Genomic DNA, 25,980 nt, shown 5'->3' with positions numbered 1-25,980 from the left:
GTGGTGGGCACAAGTACAGGAGAGTGGAATTAAGCCATTGCAAGAGTTCGCACGAAAACTGAGTCCTTATCTTCACGGCATTATCGCATCGGCAAGTTATCCGCTTAACACCTGCACATTGGAAGGGATAAACAACAAGATAAAACTAATCAAGCGAATGGGATATGGGTATCGAGATACAGACTACTTCTTCTTGAAGATAAAAGCGGCTTTCCCCGGAAAGCCGCGATGAACCTTTTTTAGTCTAGTGTTAACCTAAAAATTACTTGAATTATGGTAAAAAGGTTCATCGTGGGTTAGCGGGAACTAAAAAAGCCCAAACCAATGTGGTTTGGGCGGATACAAGTATGGGAGTTAATAAGGAAAATGCAGTAATTAAGAAAGCAGAGAGAAAAACAAGTTTGGCGTCCTGTTAAACTTCTAAATACTCTGTTTTCTACTTAATTTATGACTCTCCATTTCGGATTCAGTTCCCAGAAAATTCATTAAATTTTTCTTTTTTCTTAAACCTCCCTCGATTCAATTGGTTAGTGACGATATTTTCATACTGGTACGACCAATTTGTGAAAGTGTGATGTTGCTTGCTTGTTAAATAAATGTTCTCGTCGTATATTTCAAACAGTTGTTTAATACGAGTGATTGAAATGGCACCAAGAAGTACAACCAAAGATAAAATCTTAGACGTAGCTGAAGGCTTGTTTGCTGAGCATGGTTTTAATGACACCTCTTTACGTACTATTACGGGCAAAGCGAATGTCAATCTAGCATCAGTGAACTACCACTTTGGCGATAAGAAAACTCTGGTTCGTGCAGTACTCAATCGCTACTTGGAAGCATTTATGCCTGCATTGCAAGATGCACTAGTGAACTTAAACTTGAACGAAACGTATTCTATGAGTGACGTGTTTGAGTCTTTAAGACAGCCACTACGAGCACTGAATGATGTGAGGCCTAATGGTACTAGCCGATTCATGTTACTTATCGGCAGAGGATATACGGACGTACAGGGGCATTTACGTTGGTTCATTACGACTCGTTATAGCGAAGTACTGACTTTGTTTACCAGCTCAGTAATGAAAGCTAACCCGAACCTCACTCAAGAACAGTTATTTTGGCGTTTGCACTTCACCCTCGGGACTTGTGTATTCACCATGGCTTCCAGTCAGGCTCTCGTAGAAATTGCAGAGAATGATTACGGGAAGAAAATAGATGCCAAAGCAGTGGTCGATATTTTAATTCCATACTTGGCCGCTGGCATGTCAGCAGAAGAATAAAACAATAAAAAGCGAATAAATTCACAACCAATATAGTGAACAAAAGGATCTGAACTATGAGCTCTCTAAGACAAAAATGGGTAAGTGACCCAGCTTTTAAACTCTTTAAAAAAGTACTACCACCACTATCTAGCACTGAGAAAGAAGCGATGGAAGCGGGTAGCGTGTGGTGGGACGGAGAGCTGTTCTCTGGTAAACCAGATTTCACTAAGCTGCACCAATACCCAAAACCTCAACTTTCGTCAGAAGAGCAGTCTTTTATCGAGAATGAGCTAGAAACCTTGCTTTCTATGCTTGATGACCATCAGATTGTGAAAGAAGATCGAGATCTTCCAAAGGAAGTTTGGAACTTCTTACGTAAAGAGCGCTTCTTTTCGTTGATCATTTCTAAAGAGTACGGCGGTAGCGAATTTTCAGCACACGCTAACTCAACGATTGTTACTAAGATCGCAACTCGTAGTATCAGTGCCGCGGTTTCTGTAATGGTTCCTAACTCACTGGGTCCAGGTGAGCTTCTATCTCACTATGGTACTCAAGAACAGAAAGATTACTGGCTGCCACGTCTTGCTGACGGTACAGATATCCCATGTTTCGCACTAACTGGCCCAGAGGCTGGCTCTGATGCCGGTGGTATTCCTGATGTCGGTACTGTGTGTATGGGAATGCACGAAGGTAAAGAAACACTGGGTATCAAGCTTAATTGGAACAAACGCTACATTACGTTAGCACCAGTGGCAACGGTGCTTGGTCTAGCTTTCAAACTGCATGATCCAGAAAAACTACTTGGTGATAAAGAAGACATTGGTATCACTTGTGCGCTTATCCCTGCTGATCACGAAGGTGTTGTGATTGGTGAGCGTCATGACCCACTTGGTCTTGCATTCATGAATGGTCCAACACGCGGTCACGATGTGTTTATCCCTATGGAATGGCTAATCGGTGGCGCAGATTACGCAGGTAAAGGCTGGCGTATGCTGGTGGAATGTCTATCTGCAGGTCGTGGTATTTCATTACCAGCACTGGGTACAGCAATGGGACACCTAACTGCGAGAACAACAGGTGCATACGCATACGTTCGTAAGCAATTTGGTATGTCGATTGGTAAATTTGAGGGCGTTGCAGAGAGTCTAGGTCGTATCGGTGGTTTAACGTATCTACTAGAAGCAACACGAACTCTGACGACGACATCGCTTGATATGAAAGAGAAACCTGGCATCGTAACGGCTATCGCTAAATACCACATGACAGAAATGGCACGTACAATTCTGAATGATTCAATGGATATTCACTCTGGCCGTGCAATTCAAGATGGCCCAATGAACTACTTGGCTGCACCTTACCTAGGTATTCCGGTGGCAATCACAGTAGAAGGTGCAAACATCCTGACTCGTAACCTGATGATTTTTGGTCAAGGTGCGACACGTTGTCATCCATACGTATTGAGCGAGATGGAAGCGGCAGCTAACCCAGACGAGAAGCAAGGTGCGAAGGACTTCGATAATTTGTTGTTCAAGCATATTGGTCACGCGACTAAGAACACGTTCGGCGCGTTTGGCGCAGCACTGACTGGCTCTAAGTTCATTAAAGCCGATATGAGCGGTCCAACAAAGCCGTACTACCAAGACCTGACTCGCTTGAGTCGTGCGCTCGCAGTAAGTGCGGATTTCGCAATGCTTACACTAGGTGGCGAACTTAAACGTAAAGAGCTTATCTCGGCACGTTTAGGTGATGGTCTAAGTTACCTATACATGGCGTCTGCAGCGCTTAAGAAGTATGAAGACGAAGGTCGTCAACAAGCTGACCTAGACTACGTGCATTACGCGGTTCAACACTGTTTCCATAACGCGGCTAAATCGCTACAAGAAGCGTACAGAAATTTCCCGAACAAGATGGTTGGTAAAGTACTTAAAGGTCTAGTGTTCCCTGTAGGTAACCACTTTGAAAAACCAAGTGACAACCTAACGGTACAACTGGCGGAAAGCTTGATGACTCCGGGTGCACACCGTGAACGTCTGACTCACCTTTGCTACATCGGTAAAGAAGAAGAGGATAGCGTTGGCCTAATGGAGAACGCGTTCAATGCGATGTACAGCATTAAGCCTCTTGAGCGTAAGATCTTCAAAGCGGTGAAAGAGGGCAAAGTAGCTCGTAAAGGCTTACTGCAAGATAAACTTGCTCAAGCACTGGCGGCAGATGTTCTTACTCAAGATGAAGTTGACCAAATCATTGCAGCAGACAAACTACGCTACGCAGCGATTCAAGTTGACCACTTCAGTCATGACTTTAGTGAAACTTTGACGCGAAAAGAGTTAAAACCTAAGCTAAATAGCGTTGCTTAGATAAAGAAATGACAAAAGGCACCTAATAAGGTGCCTTTTTTTGTTTTTGTCGTAGAAGTCGCAATAGACGCGTTAACAAATGGTGACTGAGTCAGCAAATATTCGTTGAGTGCTCCAACCACTTGCATTTTCACCACATTTTTACAGAAATTAGATGCCATTTGCGTACGAAACTTTTATCCTTAACCTGATTTTTTAAGGAAGTTGAATATGATCATCAAACCTCGAATTCGCGGATTCATCTGTACTACAACACATCCAGTCGGTTGTGAAGCTAATGTAAAAGAACAAATTGCTTACACAAAAGCTCAAGGCCCAATCGCAAACGCACCTAAACGTGTACTAGTTGTTGGCTCTTCAAGTGGCTACGGCTTGTCTTCACGTATTGCGGCTGCATTTGGTGGCGGCGCTTCAACTATCGGTGTTTTCTTCGAGAAAGCCGGTACTGAGAAAAAGCCGGGCACAGCTGGTTTCTACAACTCAGCAGCGTTCGACAAGCTAGCTAAAGAAGAAGGCCTGTATTCAAAAAGCCTGAACGGCGATGCTTTCTCTAACGAAGCGAAACAGAAAACAATTGATCTGATCAAAGAAGATCTAGGTCAAATCGATATGGTTGTGTATTCACTGGCATCTCCAGTGCGTAAAATGCCAGAGACTGGCGAAGTGATTCGTTCAGCTCTAAAACCTATCGGCGAAACGTACACATCAACAGCTGTTGATACCAACAAAGACACTATCATCGAAGCAAGTGTTGAGCCTGCATCTGAAGAAGAAATCAAAGACACTGTGACAGTAATGGGCGGTGAAGATTGGGAACTTTGGATCAACGCTCTTTCTGAAGCGGGTGTTCTAGCTGACGGTTGTAAAACTGTTGCTTACAGCTACATCGGTACTGAGCTAACGTGGCCAATCTACTGGGATGGCGCGCTAGGTAAAGCTAAGATGGATCTAGACCGTGCAGCATCAGCGCTGAATGAGAAACTAGGCCAAACTGGCGGTACTGCAAACGTTGCTGTTCTTAAGTCTGTTGTGACTCAAGCAAGCTCTGCAATCCCTGTTATGCCTCTTTACATCGCTATGGTGTTCAAGAAGATGCGTGAAGAAGGTATTCACGAAGGTTGTATGGAACAGATCTTCCGTATGTTCAGCCAACGCCTATACAAAGAAGACAGCAGCGCTCCAGAAGTAGATGAAGTGAACCGTCTACGTCTAGATGATCTTGAGCTTCGCGAAGACATCCAAGACCACTGTCGTAACCTATGGCCTCAAATCACAACTGAGAACCTAAAAGAACTGACTGACTACGTAGAGTACAAAGAAGAGTTCTTGAAGCTATTCGGTTTCGGTGTTGAAGGTGTTGATTACGAAGCTGACGTTAACCCAGTTGTTGAATTTGATGTAGCTGATATCTAATTCAATTTATCGAATCTAAACGAAATAGGCGCTCATGAATATATATAGTACCTTAAACTATGTATAATGTGTATTAAGGCAGAGAAATCTGCCTTTTTCTTGCTCGACACGCAACATAGGACTATAGTGTATTATGTGTTTAACATGTACACGGAAGGTTAGTTTGTCATCAGTAAAAGTTAGAGCAACGATTGTAGAGGACAATACGGGCATCAAAAGCCAACTGCCTATCTTGCTAACTGAGCAAGGAGAGTTAAGTACGGTCACAGACTACCTACTCAAGCTAGAGGCAGACGGTGTGAGTAACTCCGTCATGAATGGGTTTATTCAAGCAGTGTCCTTGTTGCTGGATTATATGGAAGCAAATAGAGGATTGTTTGACGATCCGAAGTTGCTCTTTCAGACCTTTTCTAAGCGATTGTATACAGGAACGATTGGTGAGGATGGACTTGACCCATCAGGTTTGTATTGGGTGCCAAGTTCAACCAGTAACGTGAATAAGCATATTCATCGATTGACGGCATTTACAGATTGGTTGGCAAACAAGCACGGCACTGCGTCCATGAATCCCTTGCGTAATGCTACCCCGCATGAGCAGCGATTGAATTACGCTGCATGGTATCGCAAAAACCAAAACGATTTCCTTGGTCATATCGAAGATAAGACCGTCAATAAAACCATCCGTAAGGCGCGAACTATTAAGGGGCGCACACCACTCACCAAAACCGAAGATGACGCCATCGCCTTTCCTGAAAAGCATTGGGAAGATTTTTATATGAACGGCATTGGTGGCGCAAGCGACCCACGAGTGGCACTCAGGGATAAATTAATACTCCTGCTCATGCACGGTGGCGGATTACGCGAAAGCGAGGCTTTAACCCTTTGGGTGACAGATGTGTTTGAAGACCCCTATGAGCCAGATAGTGCAATCGTTCGAATTTACAATGAAGTCGATGGCAAAGCTCCAAGTGACCCTGAAGTTCGTTCTAAAAATCAGAATAGAGAAACGTACTTGAAAGAAAAGTATGCGCGTATCCCTCGACAACGAATGAAAGGCACAGCACATCTCGGCTGGAAATGTCGCGTTGTTGACCATAAAGATAACTACATCCGAGTCTGGTGGTTTCCAACCGACTACGGCAAGACATTTATGGCTCTTTGGAAAAACTATCAAAAGTATCGCGCCAGCATCGACTGTCACCATCCTTATGCGTTCATTTCTTTTCATCACAGCGCGTTAGGCAATCCTTACACCATCAACGCTTTTCATGATAACTACGCCAACGGCTTGAAGCGCATAGGTTTAGAGCCAAACAAGGCAGAAGGCAAAGATCCTCACGGGCATCGACATAATTACGGCAGACGATTAGAACGCGCAGGACTATCCCCCTTCTTGATTCAACGTTGTATGCACCATAAGTCCCTAGACTCACAAATCCCCTACACAGGAAAAGGTCAGCAGGAACTCTCTGACGAACTGACCCAAGCCACACTGCAACTGGCAAACCCCGAATCCAAAGTCAAAGCACTCGACTGGAAAGCTCTGGTTGAACATGGTTTTGATGACATCGACCCACAAGGGTACTTCACGGGCAAACATCCAAAATTGAGAGGCAAATAATGGCGAGAAAAAATGACGGACGTTCATCGGATTTAACCTTCTCATGGATGTTGACCACACTTGGTGCGGAGTGGCAGCAATGGCAGGAACTGGCTGCTGAATGGATGACGACACAAACCGCTAACATTTCTGAAAAACAAAAATCTTTGACGCGTTTTTTTGAATCTTATCTTACTGAATGTGCGCCTTACGCAATCGGTAATATAGATTTGTTTTTTAAGGGTTACTGCGGGCATCGATGCTCTAGCGAAGAGCTAGAAGTGCTAATAAGAAAAACGGTAAATGACTCTAACTACATTCAAAATTTGGTGAACTTTACTTGTGATTTCATTGATTACGTTATTCAACATCATTGTTCTGTCGAGGATGATAATGGCGATTTAGTGCCTGCATTTGAAAACCCACTGAGTAAAATCAAGCGTAAAAATTTGACTACTGAGACCGTGCGTAATCCGTTGCCGTATCGTTACATTCAGGACTTGCGCCAAATCCTTTCTCCGTTGCCTGACAAAACTGGACTCACAGTCATTGAACAAAATCTCAAGGAAGATGAGCAACTACTTCCAGCTTATCACTATCGACATTTCAAGGACTGGACATGGGCGCAGCAGCAAACAGGGCAAAGCGTAAACAGCACTGGTGGTGACTGGTTTGAAGTCGAACCTAAACTGATTGATAAAACCGACCCTGACTGCGTGTGGCGCACCAAAGATGTAACTCGCAATGGCAATAAAGTAACCCTTCACCAAATCTGGTCGCCCGTCAAAGCAATGGTGATATTTATGAAACTCCACCTACCATTGCGTACCTATCAGGTGCGTATGCTAGACAGTGGAGAGGCCGACACATGGCGCTATGAGCAAGGTCAATGGATACTTAACACCAAACATGATTTTGCACTTGGCAGTGAAAAACGCCCGTTCGGAAAAGGCATCTTCCGCCGTATTCACGACACCATGACTGGACTGCATTCAACAGGTCTATACATCAACACCAACAAAACCGCCGATCAGAACAAAGATGAACTGGAGCGGGGTTACATCATCCCTTGGCAGAACGAAGAAGTGCTGTACTGGCTGGAAAAACTACGCAACTGGCAAGAAAAGTATAATTCGATAACAAAATCTACCGACTGCACCACACTGCTGAGAAAGCACACGGGTACAAAGAAATCGGACAAACAGCTAGAAAGTATGGGCGAGACTGCTTTTTTGTTTCGTGATGTCTCTGCAAGTGGAGAGGATAGACACAAACCAATTACAGGTGACGCAAATATAGCGCCTTTCTGGTATCAACTCCTATTGGCGTTAGAAAATCACCTCGCAGAGCAAGGCAATACCTTGGATAACGGAGAACGTTTAAATCTGGTTGTGGACTACCCAGAGGGTACGCCAGAACGAAATAAGGTTGCCACACTCTTTCCTTTACACAGTTTGCGAGTCTCACTAATCACGGCGTATACAATGGATACTCAATTGCCACTACCTGTGATTTCTAAGCTATTGGCAGGGCATACACGTCTGTTGATGACCATCTACTACAACAAAATTACTCCATCCGTGATGGCAGAAAAAATGGAAGAAGCGCATGACGCACTGGATGTGAAATCCAAGCAGTCGGTGCGTAATTTCCTCAAAGATGCCTCTATGGAGCAAATTCAATGCAAGATGGTCTATCATAGCGATGATAGCATTCAGGCGGCATTAGCTAACCGCAATCCAATCGGTTGGGAAGATCGCTCGTGTGGATTGTGTTTGGTTGGCGGTAACACCGTCAAATCGGATGAAGTCAGTACCCTTGGTGGTTGCTGGAACGGTGGTGAGTTGATTAGAGAAGCAAAAGCCGCTGCAAATCGCATTTACGGCAGCGTACCCCACGGTTCTGAAAACTGTATTCGCTGCCGCTGGTTTATTACTGAAGCACGATACCTGCCTGCGCTCAATGCCCACTTCAACCAACTGAGCTACAAAGCACATCAGGCTGCGAACCTATCTGTGGAAATTGAAGGTGAGCTGGAAGCCCTCAAAGACGAACAGTTCTTTTGTGAAGAGCAAGGCAAGCCGTTTATCAAACACGATGAACTGCAAGCCCTACAGCGCCGTTATGAAAAACAGCAAGTCGAAGCCGATGAATACACAAAAGACTGGATAGCGTGTTTTGAGCTTATCAGCAAAATCATTCGTGTCGAAGAAGCCAGAAATGAGGACGACACCAAAGATAAACTGATTGCGGTTGGCTCTGAGCAAGATGTCAGTCATGCCTTGAAGTTTATTGAAACCGACTCTGAGTTGCTGCACCTATCGCTGCTTTGTGACGATGCAGAATTCTATCCCGACTTGCAGGATGAACTGCGTAAAACACCTGCCATAGAAAAGCGCTCACGCAAGCTCAGCCGTGTGCTGATGAAAAAGGGCTTTGAGCCGATTTTCATGGAGATGGACGACAAACAGCAGCTCATCGCTGCCAATGCCATGCTGCGCCAAATGGCAAAAATCGCCGACCCAGACGACAAACTTGAAGGCTTCCGCAAAGTGGCGAGCTACATCGAAGCGGGTGAATACCTGACCGATAACAAGTTGTTTTCCGAGGGTATTAACGCACTGACGGATAAAGCCATTAATCTAGATGGCATCGCACTACCGAACTTATTGGAGGACTAATGGAACTCGATATTGATGTCATTCTGGCGGACTTAAAAGATGGCAAAGTACCTCGCACGCAGCAAAACCTCGATAAGCTCAACGACACGCTGAAAGCCTATGCGGAATCAGGTCAGCGCGATTTCTCCATTACGCAAATTGGGCGAGTTTCTGCCGAAAATGGCGGATTGGCGTATGAGGCTTTGCGTGCTACCCGTAACAAGCACTACCGAACACTCATCGAAGCATGGGCGGCAAAGTACAATACCAGTACCAAAAAACCGCTATCGAACACCTCACGGTCTAAATCCATCCCTGCGGATAATAAACTGTTAGAGCGCATCCCAGACCCTGCGGTACGCGCCTTGTTTGGTCAAATCATTGCCGAGCGTAACCGTTACCGCAAAGAGGTTAATTTGCTCAAGCAACACGCCAATATTACCATCGACAAACGCCCTGTGCGCCAGTTTGACACCACCGCAGAACCAAGCGTGGAAGTGCTGCCATCCCTATCAGGCGTACTCACCGAATCAGAGAAAAAAGCCTTAGCGTATGCCATTTCTGATGAATGTATGGAAAAGAACGACTGGCAAACTACTCAGGCGGGGCAAGTAAAAGACAAGGAATACAACTGTGAAATATTCCCTAGAGGCTTTGTCACAGGACTTCGCAAACTATTGGGTGAGGTAGATGACTAATGGCAAGTGGGCAGCAGAAAGCGCAACAAAATCTTGAGGCATTTGAGGTCTGGAAAGCCACACAGACCGACGACGACTTTAAACAAATCGTGTTCAGAGGTCAGCTTAATCGAATCGAAGTAGCAAAAGGAATTGGTTGCGGCAAATCGGCGTTAAACCAAAATCCTGCCCTCAAGAAAGCACTCAAAGCCTTAGAAGATGAGCTGCGCGGTAAAGGCGTACTGCCACCGTTGACCGACGCTGCCAAGAAGAATGAGGGCAAACCTCAAGCCTACGACAACACAGCAAATCGAAAGCTTCTCGATTCAAAGCGGGTGTCGTCATTAGAAGCTGAGAACATTGAATTAAAAGCCAAGGTCAAGGAGCTTGAAAAGCGACTTGAGCGCTTTGGTGAGCTATCTGAAACCTTATCCGAAATGGGGTTGATGCCACGATGAATACCGCTTTGCATGAAGACCAAATGCGTGTAACCAGTATCCCTTATCGCTCGACCAAGATGGTGATATTCAGCGGTGTACCGCTGGCGAAGGACTCTTACAAAACCAATAGTGGGAAGTATTACGTCACCATCAAAGCCGACCCCGATAGCATCCCTGTGCTTCCAACGCTGGGTCAGCATTGGTCAGTCAAAGGCGCTCGCCAGATAGAAAATATGGCGATGGGTGATTATGTGGTGCAGCAGCACACTTATGAATCACCCAAGCATATTGAATGCACTTTACCCGAAACAGGTGAGCAACTGATACGCTTTATCGCCAGAGAAAGTGACTTTAAAGGTATTGGCGAAAGCAAAGCTAGGGCGCTCTGGCAACTCTTGGGTAAAGACTTCCATGCCACACTGAGAAATGACACCCCAGAGTCCAGAAAGCGTCTGACATCGATTCTGAGTGAAGATTCAGTGGAGGCGCTCTTTAAAGGGTACGCCAAATATAAAAATCTGGCACATTGCAACTGGATGAGCGAGCACAACATCCCCGCCAGTGTGCAGCAACGGCTGCTCAAGCATCACGGTGAAGCCTCCATCGATGTTATCAAGGATAATCCTTATGCTCTCATGGGCTTTGGTCTTTCGTTCAGTGCCATTGAAGATATTATCAAGGTAACGGATTTTAAGAGCGATGTTGCGAAGGATGACCCAAGAAGGCTCAGCGCTGCTCTGGAATCTTTGAAAGACAAAACACTAGTTGCTCAGGCGTTCAAAGCGGGGCACGACAAAGCGCAGTACATTTTAAACCCCGACACGGGAACTTATCATCCCACCGCGCAACTCCTGATGGAAAGTGTCGTTGCCAAACGGCTAAATACACTGATTAAACGAAATGACTTGTTTGATGAAAACGCCAATGCTGCGTATTGCTCTGCGSTTGCRGAGCTTCCCTACGAMYTAACSMSTAAACAAATCGAAGCCGTCACAACGTGTCTGGATAATTCGGTAAGCTGTATTACGGGCGGTGCAGGAACAGGCAAGACAACGGTACTCAGAACGGCACTCAGGGCTTACCATCAACTTGGATTTGAAATACACGCCGTGGCGCTCAGTGGTCGCGCTGCAATGAGACTTCATGAGTCCATCGGTTTTGTTACCTCAACCATTGCCAAATTGCTGCGTGAAGACCCTATTGAACCCAGTGTCGATAAACCCAATCACCTACTGGTGATTGATGAGGCAAGCATGATTGACTTGCCAACCATGTATCGTCTTGTGAATCACATTCACCCCTCTGTACGATTGATATTCACTGGCGACCCCGATCAACTTCCACCCATCGGCTGCGGCAAGGTGTTGGCAGACATCGTTGAAGCAAAAACGGTGGCGAATACGATGCTAGACATCGTTAAGAGACAGGAAGGTTCAACGGGTATCCCCGAATACTCAAAGCTCATTAATCAAGGTGTGACGCCTGAGCAATTAAGTACAGGTGCAATACGCTTTCACGAAACCAGTAAAACAGACATTGCCAAAGTCTGTTGTGAGCTGTGAGCTTTACCCTGGCGACCCCGATCAACTTCCACCCATCGGCTGCGGCAAGGTGTTGGCAGACATCGTTGAAGCAAAAACGGTGGCGAATACGATGCTAGACATCGTTAAGAGACAGGAAGGTTCAACGGGTATCCCCGAATACTCAAAGCTCATTAATCAAGGTGTGACGCCTGAGCAATTAAGTACAGGTGCAATACGCTTTCACGAAACCAGTAAAACAGACATTGCCAAAGTCTGTTGTGAGCTTTACCAACAGTGTCCTGAAAGCAGTCGCGTCATGGCTCCAACCAAGGCACTCGTATCAGAAATCAATAAACTCACCCAACAAGCCGTTAACCCAGATAGCACTAGCCTTGAGTTCGAAATCAATGGTGATAAGTTCTTTTTGCCACTTCGCATGAATGATGCCGTGTTATTCACGCAGAACCATTATGACAAAGGCATTCAGAACGGCTCACTTGGCACACTAACCAACGTCAAACCTTCTGGTGATAGTTACGGTGAAGTGACACTAGATACAGGTGAAAAGGTCGAGATTACACAATCTGTACTCGATTGCATGGAGTTGGGTTACGCAATCACCCTACATAAAGCTCAAGGGTCACAGTTTCCGCGCATCATCATCGCTCTGCAAAACGGAAGAATAGTCGATAAAGCATGGCTCTATACGGCAATCACGAGAGCTGAAAGTGAAATCCATATCGTTGGTAGTAGCGATGATATGAAGCGTATCACCGAGGCACCTAGTCACTCTTATAAGCGGAATAGCTATCTGAAAGAGCTGCTGGGTTAGCAGTTTCAAACTCGTTTTTGCCCCATTATTAGTTACAGCCCAAATTGTTGACTCAGACAATTTACTAGTTTTAATATACAAAAAGTAATGTGTGGAAAAAACGCAAAACCTGCCCCCAGATTGAAGAGCAGCTTCAAAAAATATCAAGGTCGAGGTAAATAATTATGGATACAACAAAAAGTTTTAGGCTGTGGAGCAAGGAAGTATCCAAGCCGCAACGCGCCATTACATGGCTCTTCCTAGTTATGACGGTGCACATGTTCCTTGACTCATTTAGTTTATTCACAGATTCTGAATTTCTGGTCGACCAAAGTTACTCTAAAGACATGCTATTTGTATCAGTATTTGCTACTGTGATATTGATTTTGACCGTGATGCATTTGCATGATAAGGGACTATGGAAGATTTATAAGCAACAAAATAAACATCCGATACTCGCTAAAGGCTCGCTGCTGCTTTCGCCCTTACTTGTCTGGGTTATGCTGCATCTGTATTTCTCGAAGACACTCCCAACCATCTATACAATAGTCAATGGGCAACCTGTACAGGTAAAGGAAAGGCTGATTAAAAAAGACGAGAATCGCCGATACCATTGCAATATTAGGCTTGAGGTCGAGAGGACGGCCACCTTCGTTTATTGCATTTCGAAACAGACGTATTCCCGCCTGCCTGAAGGCGAGTTTGAGGTGACGCTCATAGGGAAAAAGACAGAAGCAGGTATATTGGTGGAAGAGGTCTGGTATCAAGATGAGTTTAGATTGTAAATGTAGAAGTCACCTACAATTGATCATAAGGTTTGGACGTTACAATACTCCAGCTAATCTGGTAAACGTTAAATTCGTGATTCACCAAACTCATTTATGTCCAGAGGCTTCATAGACCTGAAGTTTTACTCATGGCGCTTTTCTAAAAAGTGCCAGCTAGCTCAGATCTGCCCCTTTTCGTGTTACCACACATTTTTACCCATGCCGACAACCCACGATTTACCCTACTTTTGCTATTGTATAAGTTGCAGTGCATGAAATAAATGTGCTTTTAGCGATGTAATTGGCTCGTTTATCGAGAGCTAATAAATGAAACGTCTTAGATATCAGTAAGATGGTTTCGGTAGCCAGTGAGATAATGTGCCAGATCAAAAGACTAAAGTGAGTTGGCTTGTTTTGTTTGCAGTGGATTTTCATGAAATTGATAAGTATTTCATTATAGATTAAATACCTATGCGTTTTGGCATTCACGTATTTAAAAACGAACCAGCAGATTATTAAAGGTGTTATGTTTAATCAATCCATATAGGAAATACAACTATGCCAACTGTACGCGTAAATGGTCAAGATACCGGTGTTGATGCAGACGATGCTCGTGAAGCCTTTCGAAGGTTAGGTGAAGCTATAAGAGACGCGGCGGAAGCTGCTGACCCAGATGATGATGTTATTGAGGTTGAAGTTCCAGATACAAGCGATATTGATCCAGAACCAGAGCCAGAAGATGACCCAGATGACTTTGATTTTGATGAGACAGGCTATTTGGCACCCGGTACTGATCCTGACTCAATACCACCACACCTACTACCATATGTGCGTGGAATAAATAATAGAGATATTCGAATTGCGGAACTAGAAAAACGACTTACGGAGGCTTCTCTTGAAAGAAGAAGGCTATCCGATTTTCAAAATGCAGTGTTAACTGGTAGGACAAACGTATTAGTTCGCAATCGGAACTGACAAGGAGCAAGTCAATGCCACTAAAAAAAATTGACCGGGGGCATAACACGTGGCCGCAAAATGAAGGGTATTGGATGTTGTTTGTGGCTAGAGACTATGTACCAGGCCATGCTTTCATAGTGTGGGCTACAAGAAATCGAGTTAATAATACTTGGAAGAGTTTCGAAGGGTACGGATTGTATCCAGATCCAAGTGCCCCCTCATCGAAAATAGCTTTTGGCACGGTGCCTGGGGGCGTCGTAATGGAAAACATCCGCAGCTTAAATGGAGCTAACAATGGAGTAGCTGTAGCTGTCACTAAACAGATGTATGACTACTCAAAAACTAATGTTTCTGCAATCTCTGCGTATCCTTCTGATTATAATCTGTACAATAAAAACTGTGTTCATTTTACAGATTTAGTGGCGAGGAGCATTTCATTGATAACTCCAAACATTGATGATTCTCTGACTCATCCACAATCATATATTTCTAAGTTGAGGGGTATGAACAATTAAACATAATAATCATATCCACTCGGACATCAAATAGAAGCGCCCGGTCCTTGTGCTTCTATTTGATGCCGGTGATGTGAGGCGTTACTTTTCTATACCTAAGCTAATCCTTAGTTTTCTAATTTAGTAAAGTTACTGACTCATTTATGTCCAGAAACGTGTCACAAGCGATGGTCAAGAAATGTGATGGTCAAGAAAAATCATAAATGCCTAGCGAGTAGTGAGCTGCGCGAGCGTCAGGAGTGGCTTTATTATTTTACTTTACCATCATGTCCCTTAAGTACCCTTTTGGCAGGGTGATGGTTTCACGCAGTGAGACCATCTCCTTGCTAAGCCTTCAGGGACAAAAAAGCGTACACACTATTATACATGGTATGTACGCTTATGAGTTCCATAAGAAGCATTTCTATTAAAGGGCTGTCACTCACTCACACGCGAATAGACATACTTTTTACTATATACTCCGATGTGCGGGGCTTTTTTGTATCTGTAGTAAAGTTAATTGCATGGGTTAGGTATGTTGTCATTCCCTAAAGCGAGGCACGAGCGTAATAGAGAATCTTATGCTCAGAGGTAATAGTGAAAAGATGGTTGGAAAGAGATGCGCTCTACACAGTGCAAAGCGCAAATTTGATTCTAGCTGGTGGAGTGTTTACGAAAGGTTAAACAAACGCTTTAAACTATGAATAAAACCGGATGGCTTATTCTCTTTTTGATAGATGTTCAAGCCATCGTAGAAACTCGCCATGAACTCAACACGGACTTCATCGTCTGTGCTTCTTGATAAGCGAGACAGTAGCTTGGCGGTCGCTGCCGCGTGATCATTAGCTAGGCTGTAATCCATACCTAGTCGACCTTGAATGAACAACCATAAATGCGTTACTAACTTTAACTGCTGAGAGTTAGAGTTTTGAAACTTGTCGCTATGCTCACTGCCTACCGTATTATCGAACACACTTTGCATCGCTTCGCTAGCGTCTTTATTGTTCTCAAAACGATAGCTGGCATCGATATGTTCTTTGGTCAGTAGGCCAAGCAGTGTCTGACGTGCTGAATTATCAGGCTTATTCTCACAAGCGTGTTTAAACAGAGCGTGGTTTTGGTCGATAAAAGACGAGAGCTCTTTCTCGAAACCCGTCGCAATCGCAGTTACTGAATCTAAACCTGACTCTTTCAAGCAAACGTGAAGTTTGGTTCTAGCTTGTTGGTTTTCTTCAAGCTTTTGCTGATTACTGGTTGGAAGCTCAGTCATTACTCTGTAGCTCTTCCCACGTAACTTCAGCTGATTGCGTGTCGCTATTAATGAACGCAGAGTTGCCCGTCAGCATAACTGAAAGGTCCATGGTACGCTCAGTCATTGCGGCTAATTGCTCAATACCATCGTTGTCTAGACGAACAATTTGGGCTTTCAGGTAACCGAATTTACCTTTGTTCTGCTCCCACCAAACGTTTGATTTAGTGTTGAAGCTGAACACACGAACAGACTTTGATAGGCGAGTGGCTTTCTTAACACGTTCTGTGTCAGGTTCGCCCACATCGATCCACTCAAGGATCTGGTCATCTAAAGACTTCTGCCACAAATCAGGTTCTTCGATAGTCGACAACCCTTTAGTAAATTGAAGCTCCGGTGAAGCATTGATACAAAATGCCATGATACGAGCCATCATACGCTGTTCTGTTTCAGAAGGGTGCTGTGCAATCGTTAGATTAAAAGAGTCGTAATAGTCGCGGTTCATATCAGTTAAAGAGATACGAAACTTGTAGATTGTCGGTTTAAGAGCCATTGGTGCGGTGTCTTAGGTAAAAATAGTGAAGGGGAATCTTACCTTAAATCTCTGAATAGCGGGTAAAAAAATAGCCAGCAGAGGCTGGCTATTTTTAGAAAGCTTTAAAATACTAAATTAAAGTACTTTGATGCTGTCAGCTTGTGGGCCTTTTTGACCTTGAGATACTACGAACTCAACTTTTTGGCCTTCAGCAAGAGTTTTGAAACCTTCGCCAGTGATTGCAGAGAAGTGTGCAAATACGTCTGGACCGTTTTCTTGTTGAATGAAACCGAAGCCTTTAGTTTCGTTGAACCATTTTACTGTACCAGTAACTGTGTTAGACATGATGTTATCCCTAAAATTAATTTTTATAGTGAGCCAATTGTGGCACTGATAGCGTGGAAAAGTTTATTGCTATTGCGTACAACACAACGGGGTTACTAGTAATCCAACGAAATGTTTATATACAAAGAACTTTCTTTCTAGCCGGAATCGAGTCTAAATCAAATCAGGGGATAGTCAATCGAATACATAGGGAAAGGTTGCAGAAACTTGGGGGTAGTCAAACTTTGCATTCCTTAAATATCATGTAGTTACAGTTGTATGGTGATTTCTTGTCGTTTTTGTGAAAAACATAGGTAAGTTTGATGACAAAATTAGAGTGGTTGCACTGTTTTTACATATTCTGCTTTCGGAAAAGAAAGCCGCTAAATTGACCTGAAGCCCCGTATTTAACGGCTTTATTTATAAAATCATCTAATATTTATGCTGATTGTTTTAATGGTGTAGCTACCTTTTTAGACGGTAAAGGTTGCCATTGTCAGTACTAAAGAAGATGTCACCATCTGGTGAGGTTTCGATGTCTCTGATTCTTTCGCCTAAGCTTTCTAGAATACGTTGCTCGTCAGTCGCATCACCTTGCTCATTGACCGTTACTACATTGATATGGGTAAGTTTAAGTGCACCTGCTAATAGTTTTCCTTTGAGCTCTGGGAACTTATCCCCTTGATAAACCACTAAGCTGCCGGGGGCGATTGAGGGAATGTAGACCTTTTTAGGCGCTTCGATGCCTTCTTTGGTTTCAGACTCACCAACGCTGATTGGCCCCCAATACTCTTTACCATGAGATGTGACAGGCCATCCGTAGTTGGCACCCACTTTTATTAGGTTAATTTCATCACCACCACGTGGGCCATGCTCAATCGACCATAACTTTTTGGTAGGGAAGTCGTAGAACAGCCCTTGCGGATTTCGGTGGCCATAGCTCCAGATTTCGTTGAGAACTTTGTCGTCGTTTACAAATGGGTTGTCGCTTGGTGTGCTCCCGTCTACATTCAAGCGCAATATTGAACCTGCATGAGTTGAGGTATTTTGCCCGTTATCTCGATCTCCACGGTCGCCAATCGAAAAGTAGAGGTGGCTATCATCGAAGGTAATGCGACTGCCAAAGTGACGTCCAGTGTCGGTTCTCGATTCTGAAACGAATACATCTTGCCAATTAGACACTTCACCATTTTTGTAATCAGCAGAAGCGAGTGTGGTTACACCTTCGTCATCGATGTTTTTGCTGTAAGTAATATAGAGTTTGTTTTCTTCAAAGGGCGAGAAGGTGATATCTAATGCTCCGCCTTGGCCTTTTGCCCACACATTAGGAAGTCTAAAAAGTGTGCTCTGATCACCCGTTTTTAAATTAACATGTTTGATCACACCTTCTTTTTCTGTGACTAGCATGGATCCTTCTTCAACATAGGCGAGCCCCCATGGAATCTCGAGCCCATCGGTGATCTTCTAAGCTTGCCACGCAAAAGCCGTTGTTGAGGTAAGGGGACCAGACACAGCAAGTGCCAAAGCTGAGGTGAGAATACGGTGATAAGTGTTCATTGAAGTCCCTTCATTGTTGCGATCTAGTGTTAGTCTAGCGTGTGTCAGTGACAGGCGGAAAGTTAAGGTGTGTGAAAAGTGACTATTCACATATTTAGTTCAGCCAGTGTTGTATGATTATACGAGCTAACGTATGTTTACCCTGCGACAGTCCAATCGATCCTTTCGGAGCACCATGAATATCATACCTGCAACATTCTCTCTATCTTCTATATCTCTATGTTGTGAGGTTGATAAACCAAACCTTTTGACTACGTGCACAGCCTCATGAGCCGTCGATTTGATTTTAAGTCAATCTTACTGGCGTGTTTGGTCATCAGTATCGGCCAACTCAGTATGGGTTTGGTATTTCCTTCTTTACCTTGGATCGCAAAGGACTTTGATGTCTCGCTAGAGCAAGCTCAGCTGTTGGTGAGTGTCTACCTGCTAGGCTTCGGACCTTCGCAGTTTGTTTATGGTCCAATTTCAGATGCTTTAGGGCGTAAAAAGGTACTATTGAGTGGCTTACTACTCGCTATGCTTGGCTTGTTGATGATCATCTTCTTCAGCCATTCTTTTACCAGTATGGTGATGGGGCGCTTCCTACAGGGGTTAGGTACAGGCTGTTGTGCTGTATTGGCTCGCGCTTCCACACGAGATAGATTCAACGGGGCTGACTTACCATTAGCGATGTCTTACATTGCGATGGTTGCGTCGATTACACCTCTTATTGCGCCCGTCATCGGTGGCTTTATCAACTTCCACTTTGGCTGGAGTATGGTGTTTATCTCGCTACTTGGCTATGTCTCATTAGCTTGGGTCGTATTGGCGTTTAAATTCAAAGAAACCGTTGTACAGCTGTCGCCAATTCCCTCCCCAAAGAAGATGGCATCGCAATACAAAGAGCTACTTACTTCCCGCTACTTTATGAGCTTTGCGAGCATTGGTTGGCTTAACTTTAGTCTCATGATCACCACGGTGTCGGTGATGCCATTCATCATGCAGAACCAAATCGGAATGACATCCGATGAATACGCGATGTGGGCGGTTATTCCTGCGTTGGGTATGCTTGGCGGGACAAGTTTGTGTAACCGTATCCGTCCAATGTTAGGTAATAAGAAAACACTGTTATGCACGCCTGTGTTACATATTTCGGCAGCGTTGTGGCTTTTCTTTTGCCCACTTGAACCGCTTTATCTAATGCTAGGTCAGTTTTTGATGATACTGGGGAATGGTATCGCGTTACCTTGTGCTCAAGCTTTGGTGATGTTGCCTTACAAAAAGAACGCAGGTGCAGCGGCTGCGATGTCGGGAGGCGGCCAAATGGTTGTGTCTTCGCTGGTAAGCATGGGGTTGGTTAAACTTGGTCTTGGCGAAGCGTGGCATTTGTCATTGGTTATCGCACTATTCACTGCGATTACGTTATTGAATATTTTGCGTGGCTTTAGTAGCCAAGAAGCCAGAGACGCTCAGCTTAGCTAGTGAAATGAGTTATCGAATCTAAACTGAAAGGCCACTGACATGAAGAATTTCAATAGCCTTTTTAATGCTCTAACGGCTTTGGTTTCATTTGCCGGGATATCTGCTATTCGCAAACCACGGCGACTTTCTCACTGGCTGCAGTCTTAGCTGGGACCGGATGGTCGATCAGTCGAATAGGGGACTCATAGAGCTCAGATAAGGCCTGTTCATTAAGTAACTTATCAGCGCTGCCTTCAAAGGCGATTTTACCTTTCTTTAGAGCGACTCTGTGTGTCGCGTAACGCAGTGCAAGGTTCAAGTCGTGCAGAATCACGATGATACCAACGTCTTCTTTCTTATTGAGCTCTGACAGCAAACCCATCAATTGGAACTGGTGATGAACATCTAGCGCGGATGTTGGCTCGTCGAGAATCAATACGGGAGACTGTTGGGCGAGCAACATTGAAACCCACGCTCGTTGGCGTTCACCGCCGGATAAGTCATCCGCTAAAGCTTGTGAAAACTTGGTAACGCCTGTTCTATCCATAGCTTGTTGGATAATGGATTGATCTTCAGCGTTCCAACGGCCAAACGCGCCTCGCCAAGGAAAACGTCCTAAACGAACCAATTCTTCTACCGTTAAGCCTGCCGAAGCAGGGAGCTTTTGAGGTAAATACGCAATATTCTTGGCTAAGTCTTTGCTTTTGAAAGAAGAGATAGAAGCGCCATCCAGCTTTACTGTGCCGTGATCAGGTGTCATTTGACCTGAGAGCAAGTTAACCAGCGTTGATTTACCAGAACCATTGTGACCAAGAACGACCGTAAGTTTATTGGTTGGAATGGAAAGCTCGTCAATTGAGAGAATAGTGCGTTCGTAACGAACTATTTTTATATTTGAAAGCTGAAACATGTCAGTCCTGGATTTTTAGATTAAGTGATAGTGATAGTGTTAAGCGGTTTTCTTATTGTCTGGGTGTCTAGGGCAATCGTCACAATATTTTCTAGAGTCACACTTGTAGACTAAGCAACAACTGACCCTAACGAGCTTAAGCAACCCTGTTGTATCGTCGACTTTGAGGCTGTCTAAGTGGTTCTCTGGTAGTTGGCACGCTGTTAACCATAGCCTTGCTTGCTCAGTGATGTACTCATTAGTCAGGCTTTGTTCGCGCTGTTGCAGTTTGATCAAACAACCCAACAGTAGATCTGCGAGTAAATGGTTGGTAAACCCCGGGCGAATGCGTGTCCACTCGCTAATCTGGCTGCGGAAAAACTCTGTAAGGTCCAGTATGGCTTGACCCGCATGTGGGATTAGCTCTTCTGGTGTACCGTGTTGGTGATCACCATTAAAGAAGCGGTATCCTGTGACGAATTCTTTATACCTAAACTGACCGATATTCTTGATATCTGGCAATGAATGAAGGCCATAGATAGAAACGAAGGTGACGTAGATTGGCTGCCAGCAAACTAGATCCCAAGTTCGGGTTAACCAATAAGCTTTACCTGCTTCGGAATGGTTTTCCGCTAAGCCATCGTAAACGCGCTTTATCTCGATGTGGCTTTTGTCATTTGTGATGGCGATACTTTTGCTGCTCAGAGAACCATAACTGCCTTTTTAAAGGCGAAATCTGAACTCATCGCAAGCTGCGTGCTAGGGGCGTTGTTGCTTTGTGTGACCGATAGTTTGGCGATTTTCTTGGCGCAATGGTCATTGGATATGATTCCTACAGGAACGGCAACTGCGGTGATTGGTGCACCAGCTTTGATCATTATTGCTCGTAAGCAAATGTCAGCTCAGGATCAGCTATTTTTCTCGATGCCTAAAGGGCCAAGGTCTATTTCACCTCTGGCTTATTTATTAAGGGGGGCGATGATCTTCGCTTTACTGGCGTTGAGTACAATGTCACAGCCAGCTTCTGATATGGGCTACTTTGTTATACCAGATTCATTTGAATGGTCTATTCGTTGGCCTAGAATGTTAACCGTAATATTCGCTGGCGGCGGTTTTAGGCCTGATTTTCAGTAGCTTGTTTATGGGATACTCGATTCATTCATTAAGCCCGTGGGTAGCGTTTTTAGGCAGTGCGATTGCCTTATGTTTGTTGCTGCTCCTTGGTAAAAAGCATCAGTTTGCACTTTCGATTCTCATTCTCACTGGTATCTCATTGACCGCCGTGTTGGAGGCTTTAGTGCAATTTTCTCTAACACGAGTCGGCGAGGGGAAATACACTTTATTGGCTTGGTTGGCAGGCTCTACGTATCGTGTTGAACCTGATACCGCGACGATCATGGCTTTAGTTGTCACCGTTTGTATTGGTGTTGCCTTATTGCTGAGCCCTTGGGTGACGCTAATTGCAACGGGTCGTCAATTCGCGAGTGCTAGAGGGCTGAATATCAACATCGCCTATGTGGCTCTGTTGTGTATTGTCGCGGTTTTATGTTCGATGGTAACAACCACTATGGGGCCGGTCGCTTTTGTTGGTCTACTGGCTCCACATATCGCCGCTATGGTTGGTGCTCGCTTGGTTCGAGAGCAGATTATCTTATCGTTTTTGATTGGTGCTGCACTGATGCTATTCGCCGACTGGTTAGGACAAGTGGTGGTGTTCCCAGCTCAGCTTGCGGCAGGCACGTTGGTTTCTATCATAGGCGGAAGCTACTTCATCTTCTTGTTGCTGAAATCTCGGAGAGCGTAAGTGAAGGCCCAGCACTTTGTCTGCTGAAATCAGTATTAAAGGTAGTGATTGATGTTATCTATCGCTGCCTTTTTAGTTTGTATGCGTTATTCAACCTGAGCGTAAAATGATCAACCTAGCTCTCGCTTTTGATACGCAAACTTTGCATATGTTAACAAGATGTATGACGCTAAGGTCTGACCACTTAGTTGAGTAGCCCATATGACCGACCTATCTCGTATTACTTGTTCCATTGATGAAAACCAAATTGCGACGGTGGCATTAAATCGCCCTGATAAGCTAAACGCCATTGATATGGATATGTTTCAAGGCGTTAATGACATGGTTAAGGCGCTTAAAAACAACACGGAAATTCGAGCTGTGATCGTGAAAGGTAATGGAGCTGATTTTTGTTCCGGACTTGATGTGAAGTCGCTGCTGAACAGCAAATCTGGTGCGATGAAGCTTTTGTTTAAGTGGTGGCCAACACGTCCTAATGCCGCGCAGTATTTCTCGGTTGGTTGGCGAGATATTCCATGCCCAGTTATCTTTGCAATCCATGGCCGCTGTTGGGGAGGTGGCTTGCAATTGGTGAGTGGGGGGGACTTTAGAATTGCTAGCCCTGATGCGAACTTTTCTATCTTAGAAGCTAAGTGGGGCTTGATTCCTGATATGGGAGGCGCAATAGCCTTTCGAGAGCTAATGCGTAAAGACCACACTCTAGAAATGGCAATGACCGCTAAGGTGATCGACAGTGAAACCGCAAAAGAATACGGGCTTGTCACAAAAATAGCCGAAGACCCGTACGCGGAAGCTTATGCTTTGGCATTGGAGTGTGCGAATCGGTCACCAGATGTTGTCGCCGCCAATAAAAAGCTCTACAACAAAACTTGGTGGTCTAGCCCTGGTGTCGCGTTATTCTACGAGACTTGGTACCAAATCAAAGTCGCGTTAGGTAAGAACAGAGCGATAGCAGCACAGCGTGAAATTCATCCTGATAAACCACGCGCCTACTTAGCAAGAAAGTTCAAATAACGTTTGTACAGGAATAATCGATATTCCCTTTGTTTATAGGGTCTTGCGGTAACCTTAGAGTAATTTTATGTCTAAGGCTAAATGAGCATCCTGATGAACAAAACTTTTACCTACTCTCTAGCTGTCTCCGCTATCCTAACTAGCTTAAATGCGTTCGCAAGTGGTCTATTTTTACAAGAAGCTGTTGTCGCCAACGCGGGTACTACGGGTGCTGGTGACGGTGTGTACACTCGTTCTGCAGCGGCGATGTGGACAAACCCTGCCACTATGTCTCACATGGGCGAAAGTAAGACGACCATCAACACAATGGCGTTCGATCTTGAGATGAAATATCAAGACAACGGTGATAAGCAAGATGGTAAAGCTCACTCAGTGATGCCTTCATTTGGCGCTTTTCACGCGCACCAAGTGACTGACAAATTACACCTTGGTATTGCACTTGGTGCCGTTGGTGGCTCTAGCGTTGATTACGGTAACGAATGGGCAGGTCATCTTTTACTTCAAGATATTACGCTTACTGCGATGCAAGTTAATCCATCACTGAGTTACCAACTGAATGACCAGTGGTCGGTTGGAGCGGGTGTACAATTAAGTTGGGCTGCATTACAGCAATCATCTTATCTTTTTACAGCTAAGCAAAACACTGATTGGGCTTATGGCTACAACCTAGGTGTCATGTACACACCGACAGACAAGCTTAAACTGGGTGCTAGTTATCGTTCTAAACTCGAACATGAATTTAATAATGATGTGAATGTATTTACTGGCGGCCAGCGTTCATTAAATACTGGTATAGATGTACCTGAAATTGTTGATGCCAGTTTGAGTTATGCATTTAATACTCAGCTTGATCTATTAGCTAGTGTGCAATTTCATCGTTGGAGTCAATGGGATAGCACTGTTTTAGATTTGGGTACAAACCCAAATGGTGGCCTTCCAATTAATCAAACACTAGTGCGCGATTGGGACGATGTATGGAAGTTTGCAGTTGGTGCAGATTACCAACTTAACTCAGACTGGCGCTTAAAAGCTGGCTTCTCTTACGAAACTTCACCGCAGGATGATCCGTCAATGCAATGGGTTGATCTTCCAGTGGGTGAACAATATCGTTACTCGGTAGGTGCATCTACCTACTGGGATGATATCTTGATTGACGTGTTCTATGAATATGCAGAACTAGGTTCAGTGGAGATGGATCGCTATGGTCGATTCGGTAAGGTTAACCTGTTAAATGGCTCATTCGATGGTCGTATCCACTTTGTTGGCGTTAGCGCGACCTTCTAATGACATTACGTAATCTACTCGTTATTGGTGTGGCAATACTGGGTTCAACGGGTGCTTTGGCTGAAGAGAAGCACCCAGATGATCCAACCAAGATTGTTACTAAAGCCGGCTTTGCCTACAACGAAGAGCTCAAGTTCTCTGGCTCAATTGGGCTCGACGAAGCGCGAATGATCAACGCTCGTGTTAATGCTGACGGTGAAGAGTGGCGAGTGGGTGGTTCTTGGTTATTGCCTTTGGGAATCGTCAACTTTAACTTTAGTCGTTCTGAATACGACAACGATGCTTATAAGAATAACTACAGTATCGGGACATTTGTTCCACTGAGTTACTTTGACATCGAGCCTTTTGGTTGGCAAATCTTCCCAATGGCGGGTTACAGCTATAACGATGGTGAAGTAGCCGTTTTCGATGATGAAAATGTCGGCTCGGATTATGTGTTGATGCCGAGCTCAACACATGGTGGCTATGTTGGTGCCTTCGGCTTAAAAACGATTACTGACGAGTGGTCGATAATGGCCTTTGGTGGGGGCTCAAGGGGTTCTGATGATTATTCAGGCCACTGGACTGGTGTAGGTGCAAGCTACAGGTTGACTGATGCACAGTCGTTCAATTTCTTCACTATTTTTTCCGAGGATGACTTTGGTGAAAATAACAGTGTCGGTGCTTCTTACACCTACGAGTTTAAATAGTTTTTCTGCGTATTGTCTTAAATAATTAGAACTGAGAGTAGGCTTATCTATTGGGTAAGCCTACTCTTAGAATCTATTATAATCCTTTCTTTGTTGGTAATAGTTGCCTGTTTCTTATGTGAGAGTGCCGTTCTCTTAATCTAGATTAAGTTTTACCTGCGATATTCTCAGTAGTATCCGCATCAATCAGTGCTCCGCTAGATGGGGCAGTTGCGTAACACGATTGAGTGAGGATTAGAT

The 25,980-nt window shown here is 44.5% G+C and carries 21 protein-coding genes and 3 pseudogenes; 18 read left to right on the top strand and 6 right to left on the bottom strand.

From position 1 onward, the window contains the following. The 13 genes from L1D11_RS18760 to L1D11_RS18700 all read left to right on the top strand — a co-directional run. A partial coding sequence (locus tag L1D11_RS18760; RefSeq protein ID WP_239862674.1) for a transposase occupies positions 1 to 232 on the top strand: 232 nt, incomplete at its 5' end. A gap of 412 nt (positions 233 to 644) precedes the next feature. Next, positions 645 to 1,274: a TetR/AcrR family transcriptional regulator gene (locus L1D11_RS18755; protein WP_239834554.1), complete on the top strand. Its 630-nt coding sequence runs from the start codon at positions 645 to 647 to the stop codon at positions 1,272 to 1,274. Positions 1,275 to 1,330: 56 nt separating this feature from the next. Continuing rightward, complete coding sequence (locus L1D11_RS18750; RefSeq protein ID WP_239834555.1) at positions 1,331 to 3,613, top strand: acyl-CoA dehydrogenase; 2,283 nt, start codon at positions 1,331 to 1,333, stop codon at positions 3,611 to 3,613. Between the two features lie 210 nt (positions 3,614 to 3,823). Then, positions 3,824 to 5,026 (top strand): enoyl-ACP reductase FabV, encoded by a 1,203-nt coding sequence (gene fabV, locus L1D11_RS18745; protein WP_239834556.1) that lies wholly within the window; start codon positions 3,824 to 3,826, stop codon positions 5,024 to 5,026. Between the two features lie 163 nt (positions 5,027 to 5,189). Continuing rightward, positions 5,190 to 6,647 carry a gamma-mobile-trio recombinase GmtY gene (gene gmtY / locus L1D11_RS18740; RefSeq protein WP_239834557.1) on the top strand — a complete coding sequence of 486 codons (1,458 nt, stop codon included), beginning with the start codon at positions 5,190 to 5,192 and terminating at the stop codon, positions 6,645 to 6,647. After that, positions 6,647 to 9,307 carry an integrase family protein gene (locus L1D11_RS18735; protein WP_239862672.1) on the top strand — a complete coding sequence of 887 codons (2,661 nt, stop codon included), beginning with the start codon at positions 6,647 to 6,649 and terminating at the stop codon, positions 9,305 to 9,307. Before gmtY ends, L1D11_RS18735 begins: the two co-directional genes overlap by 1 nt. After that, positions 9,307 to 9,984 carry a gamma-mobile-trio protein GmtX gene (gene gmtX / locus L1D11_RS18730; protein WP_239834560.1) on the top strand — a complete coding sequence of 226 codons (678 nt, stop codon included), beginning with the start codon at positions 9,307 to 9,309 and terminating at the stop codon, positions 9,982 to 9,984. The genes L1D11_RS18735 and gmtX overlap by 1 nt, the downstream gene beginning before the upstream one ends. Then, entirely contained in the window at positions 9,984 to 10,421 is a 438-nt protein-coding gene (locus L1D11_RS18725) for a VPA1267 family protein (RefSeq protein ID WP_239834561.1), read from the top strand. Before gmtX ends, L1D11_RS18725 begins: the two co-directional genes overlap by 1 nt. Continuing rightward, positions 10,418 to 11,965 (top strand): AAA family ATPase, encoded by a 1,548-nt coding sequence (locus L1D11_RS18720; protein WP_239862671.1) that lies wholly within the window; start codon positions 10,418 to 10,420, stop codon positions 11,963 to 11,965. Before L1D11_RS18725 ends, L1D11_RS18720 begins: the two co-directional genes overlap by 4 nt. Next, the gene (locus L1D11_RS18715) at positions 11,940 to 12,758 is read left to right on the top strand and encodes an ATP-dependent RecD-like DNA helicase (protein ID WP_239862669.1); all 819 of its coding nucleotides are present in this window, start codon (positions 11,940 to 11,942) and stop codon (positions 12,756 to 12,758) included. Before L1D11_RS18720 ends, L1D11_RS18715 begins: the two co-directional genes overlap by 26 nt. 164 nt (positions 12,759 to 12,922) lie before the next feature. Continuing rightward, positions 12,923 to 13,522: a hypothetical protein gene (locus L1D11_RS18710; RefSeq protein ID WP_239833448.1), complete on the top strand. Its 600-nt coding sequence runs from the start codon at positions 12,923 to 12,925 to the stop codon at positions 13,520 to 13,522. 540 nt (positions 13,523 to 14,062) lie between these two features. Beyond that, the gene (locus L1D11_RS18705; protein ID WP_239834795.1) at positions 14,063 to 14,479 is read left to right on the top strand and encodes a hypothetical protein; all 417 of its coding nucleotides are present in this window, start codon (positions 14,063 to 14,065) and stop codon (positions 14,477 to 14,479) included. A 14-nt stretch (positions 14,480 to 14,493) separates the two neighbouring features. Beyond that, complete coding sequence (locus tag L1D11_RS18700) at positions 14,494 to 14,976, top strand: hypothetical protein (protein WP_239834796.1); 483 nt, start codon at positions 14,494 to 14,496, stop codon at positions 14,974 to 14,976. Between the two features lie 649 nt (positions 14,977 to 15,625). Here the strand turns inward: L1D11_RS18700 and L1D11_RS18695 are convergent. The 4 genes and pseudogenes from L1D11_RS18695 to L1D11_RS18680 form a co-directional block, all read right to left on the bottom strand. After that, on the bottom strand, positions 15,626 to 16,225 hold the full coding sequence (locus tag L1D11_RS18695) for a hypothetical protein (protein ID WP_239834832.1): 600 nt from the start codon (positions 16,223 to 16,225) through the stop codon (positions 15,626 to 15,628). Continuing rightward, on the bottom strand, positions 16,218 to 16,757 hold the full coding sequence (locus L1D11_RS18690; RefSeq protein ID WP_239834831.1) for a YaeQ family protein: 540 nt from the start codon (positions 16,755 to 16,757) through the stop codon (positions 16,218 to 16,220). The genes L1D11_RS18695 and L1D11_RS18690 overlap by 8 nt, the downstream gene beginning before the upstream one ends. Positions 16,758 to 16,874: 117 nt before the next feature. After that, entirely contained in the window at positions 16,875 to 17,084 is a 210-nt protein-coding gene (locus L1D11_RS18685; RefSeq protein WP_004737278.1) for a cold-shock protein, read from the bottom strand. A gap of 444 nt (positions 17,085 to 17,528) precedes the next feature. Next, positions 17,529 to 18,620: pseudogene (locus L1D11_RS18680) on the bottom strand (PQQ-dependent sugar dehydrogenase). A 267-nt stretch (positions 18,621 to 18,887) separates the two neighbouring features. Here L1D11_RS18680 and L1D11_RS18675 point away from each other — a divergent pair. Then, complete coding sequence (locus L1D11_RS18675; protein ID WP_239833274.1) at positions 18,888 to 20,081, top strand: multidrug effflux MFS transporter; 1,194 nt, start codon at positions 18,888 to 18,890, stop codon at positions 20,079 to 20,081. A gap of 103 nt (positions 20,082 to 20,184) precedes the next feature. Here the strand turns inward: L1D11_RS18675 and L1D11_RS18670 are convergent, their stop codons facing one another. Next, positions 20,185 to 20,970, bottom strand: coding sequence for an ABC transporter ATP-binding protein (locus L1D11_RS18670; RefSeq protein WP_239833273.1), 786 nt, complete (start codon positions 20,968 to 20,970; stop codon positions 20,185 to 20,187). Between the two features lie 39 nt (positions 20,971 to 21,009). After that, positions 21,010 to 21,669 (bottom strand): annotated as a pseudogene (locus tag L1D11_RS18665) (siderophore ferric iron reductase); the annotation flags it as partial. On the opposite strand from L1D11_RS18665, the pseudogene L1D11_RS18660 reads away from it, so the two are divergent. The 4 genes and pseudogenes from L1D11_RS18660 to L1D11_RS18645 all read left to right on the top strand — a co-directional run. Continuing rightward, positions 21,670 to 22,753, top strand: a pseudogene (locus tag L1D11_RS18660) (iron chelate uptake ABC transporter family permease subunit); the annotation flags it as partial. Between the two features lie 201 nt (positions 22,754 to 22,954). After that, on the top strand, positions 22,955 to 23,767 hold the full coding sequence (locus L1D11_RS18655) for a crotonase/enoyl-CoA hydratase family protein (RefSeq protein ID WP_239833272.1): 813 nt from the start codon (positions 22,955 to 22,957) through the stop codon (positions 23,765 to 23,767). A gap of 93 nt (positions 23,768 to 23,860) precedes the next feature. Beyond that, a complete protein-coding gene (locus L1D11_RS18650) occupies positions 23,861 to 25,051 on the top strand; it encodes an outer membrane protein transport protein (protein WP_239862666.1) in 1,191 nt (396 codons plus the stop codon). After that, the gene (locus L1D11_RS18645; RefSeq protein ID WP_239833270.1) at positions 25,051 to 25,740 is read left to right on the top strand and encodes a hypothetical protein; all 690 of its coding nucleotides are present in this window, start codon (positions 25,051 to 25,053) and stop codon (positions 25,738 to 25,740) included. The genes L1D11_RS18650 and L1D11_RS18645 overlap by 1 nt, the downstream gene beginning before the upstream one ends. The last annotated feature ends 240 nt before the right edge of the window (positions 25,741 to 25,980 follow it).

This window comes from Vibrio sp. Isolate32, assembly GCF_022397955.1.
In the GTDB taxonomy this organism is placed as follows: domain Bacteria; phylum Pseudomonadota; class Gammaproteobacteria; order Enterobacterales; family Vibrionaceae; genus Vibrio.
Note: the sequence above shows the minus strand (reverse complement) of the source record. Positions and strands in the feature narration are given on the sequence as shown.

Excerpts from the sequence above, each read along its gene's own strand:
- L1D11_RS18690 (WP_239834831.1), bottom strand. The coding sequence starts at position 16,757 with ATGGCTCTTAAACCGACAATCTACAAGTTTCGTATCTCTTTAACTGAT.
- L1D11_RS18655 (WP_239833272.1), top strand. The coding sequence starts at position 22,955 with ATGACCGACCTATCTCGTATTACTTGTTCCATTGATGAAAACCAAATT.
- L1D11_RS18705 (WP_239834795.1), top strand. The coding sequence starts at position 14,063 with ATGCCAACTGTACGCGTAAATGGTCAAGATACCGGTGTTGATGCAGAC.
- L1D11_RS18685 (WP_004737278.1), bottom strand. The coding sequence starts at position 17,084 with ATGTCTAACACAGTTACTGGTACAGTAAAATGGTTCAACGAAACTAAA.
- fabV (WP_239834556.1), top strand. The coding sequence starts at position 3,824 with ATGATCATCAAACCTCGAATTCGCGGATTCATCTGTACTACAACACAT.
- L1D11_RS18725 (WP_239834561.1), top strand. The coding sequence starts at position 9,984 with ATGGCAAGTGGGCAGCAGAAAGCGCAACAAAATCTTGAGGCATTTGAG.
- L1D11_RS18735 (WP_239862672.1), top strand. The coding sequence starts at position 6,647 with ATGGCGAGAAAAAATGACGGACGTTCATCGGATTTAACCTTCTCATGG.
- L1D11_RS18710 (WP_239833448.1), top strand. The coding sequence starts at position 12,923 with ATGGATACAACAAAAAGTTTTAGGCTGTGGAGCAAGGAAGTATCCAAG.
- L1D11_RS18650 (WP_239862666.1), top strand. The coding sequence starts at position 23,861 with ATGAACAAAACTTTTACCTACTCTCTAGCTGTCTCCGCTATCCTAACT.
- L1D11_RS18755 (WP_239834554.1), top strand. The coding sequence starts at position 645 with ATGGCACCAAGAAGTACAACCAAAGATAAAATCTTAGACGTAGCTGAA.
- L1D11_RS18675 (WP_239833274.1), top strand. The coding sequence starts at position 18,888 with ATGAGCCGTCGATTTGATTTTAAGTCAATCTTACTGGCGTGTTTGGTC.
- L1D11_RS18695 (WP_239834832.1), bottom strand. The coding sequence starts at position 16,225 with ATGACTGAGCTTCCAACCAGTAATCAGCAAAAGCTTGAAGAAAACCAA.
- L1D11_RS18645 (WP_239833270.1), top strand. The coding sequence starts at position 25,051 with ATGACATTACGTAATCTACTCGTTATTGGTGTGGCAATACTGGGTTCA.
- L1D11_RS18670 (WP_239833273.1), bottom strand. The coding sequence starts at position 20,970 with ATGTTTCAGCTTTCAAATATAAAAATAGTTCGTTACGAACGCACTATT.
- gmtX (WP_239834560.1), top strand. The coding sequence starts at position 9,307 with ATGGAACTCGATATTGATGTCATTCTGGCGGACTTAAAAGATGGCAAA.
- L1D11_RS18700 (WP_239834796.1), top strand. The coding sequence starts at position 14,494 with ATGCCACTAAAAAAAATTGACCGGGGGCATAACACGTGGCCGCAAAAT.
- L1D11_RS18750 (WP_239834555.1), top strand. The coding sequence starts at position 1,331 with ATGAGCTCTCTAAGACAAAAATGGGTAAGTGACCCAGCTTTTAAACTC.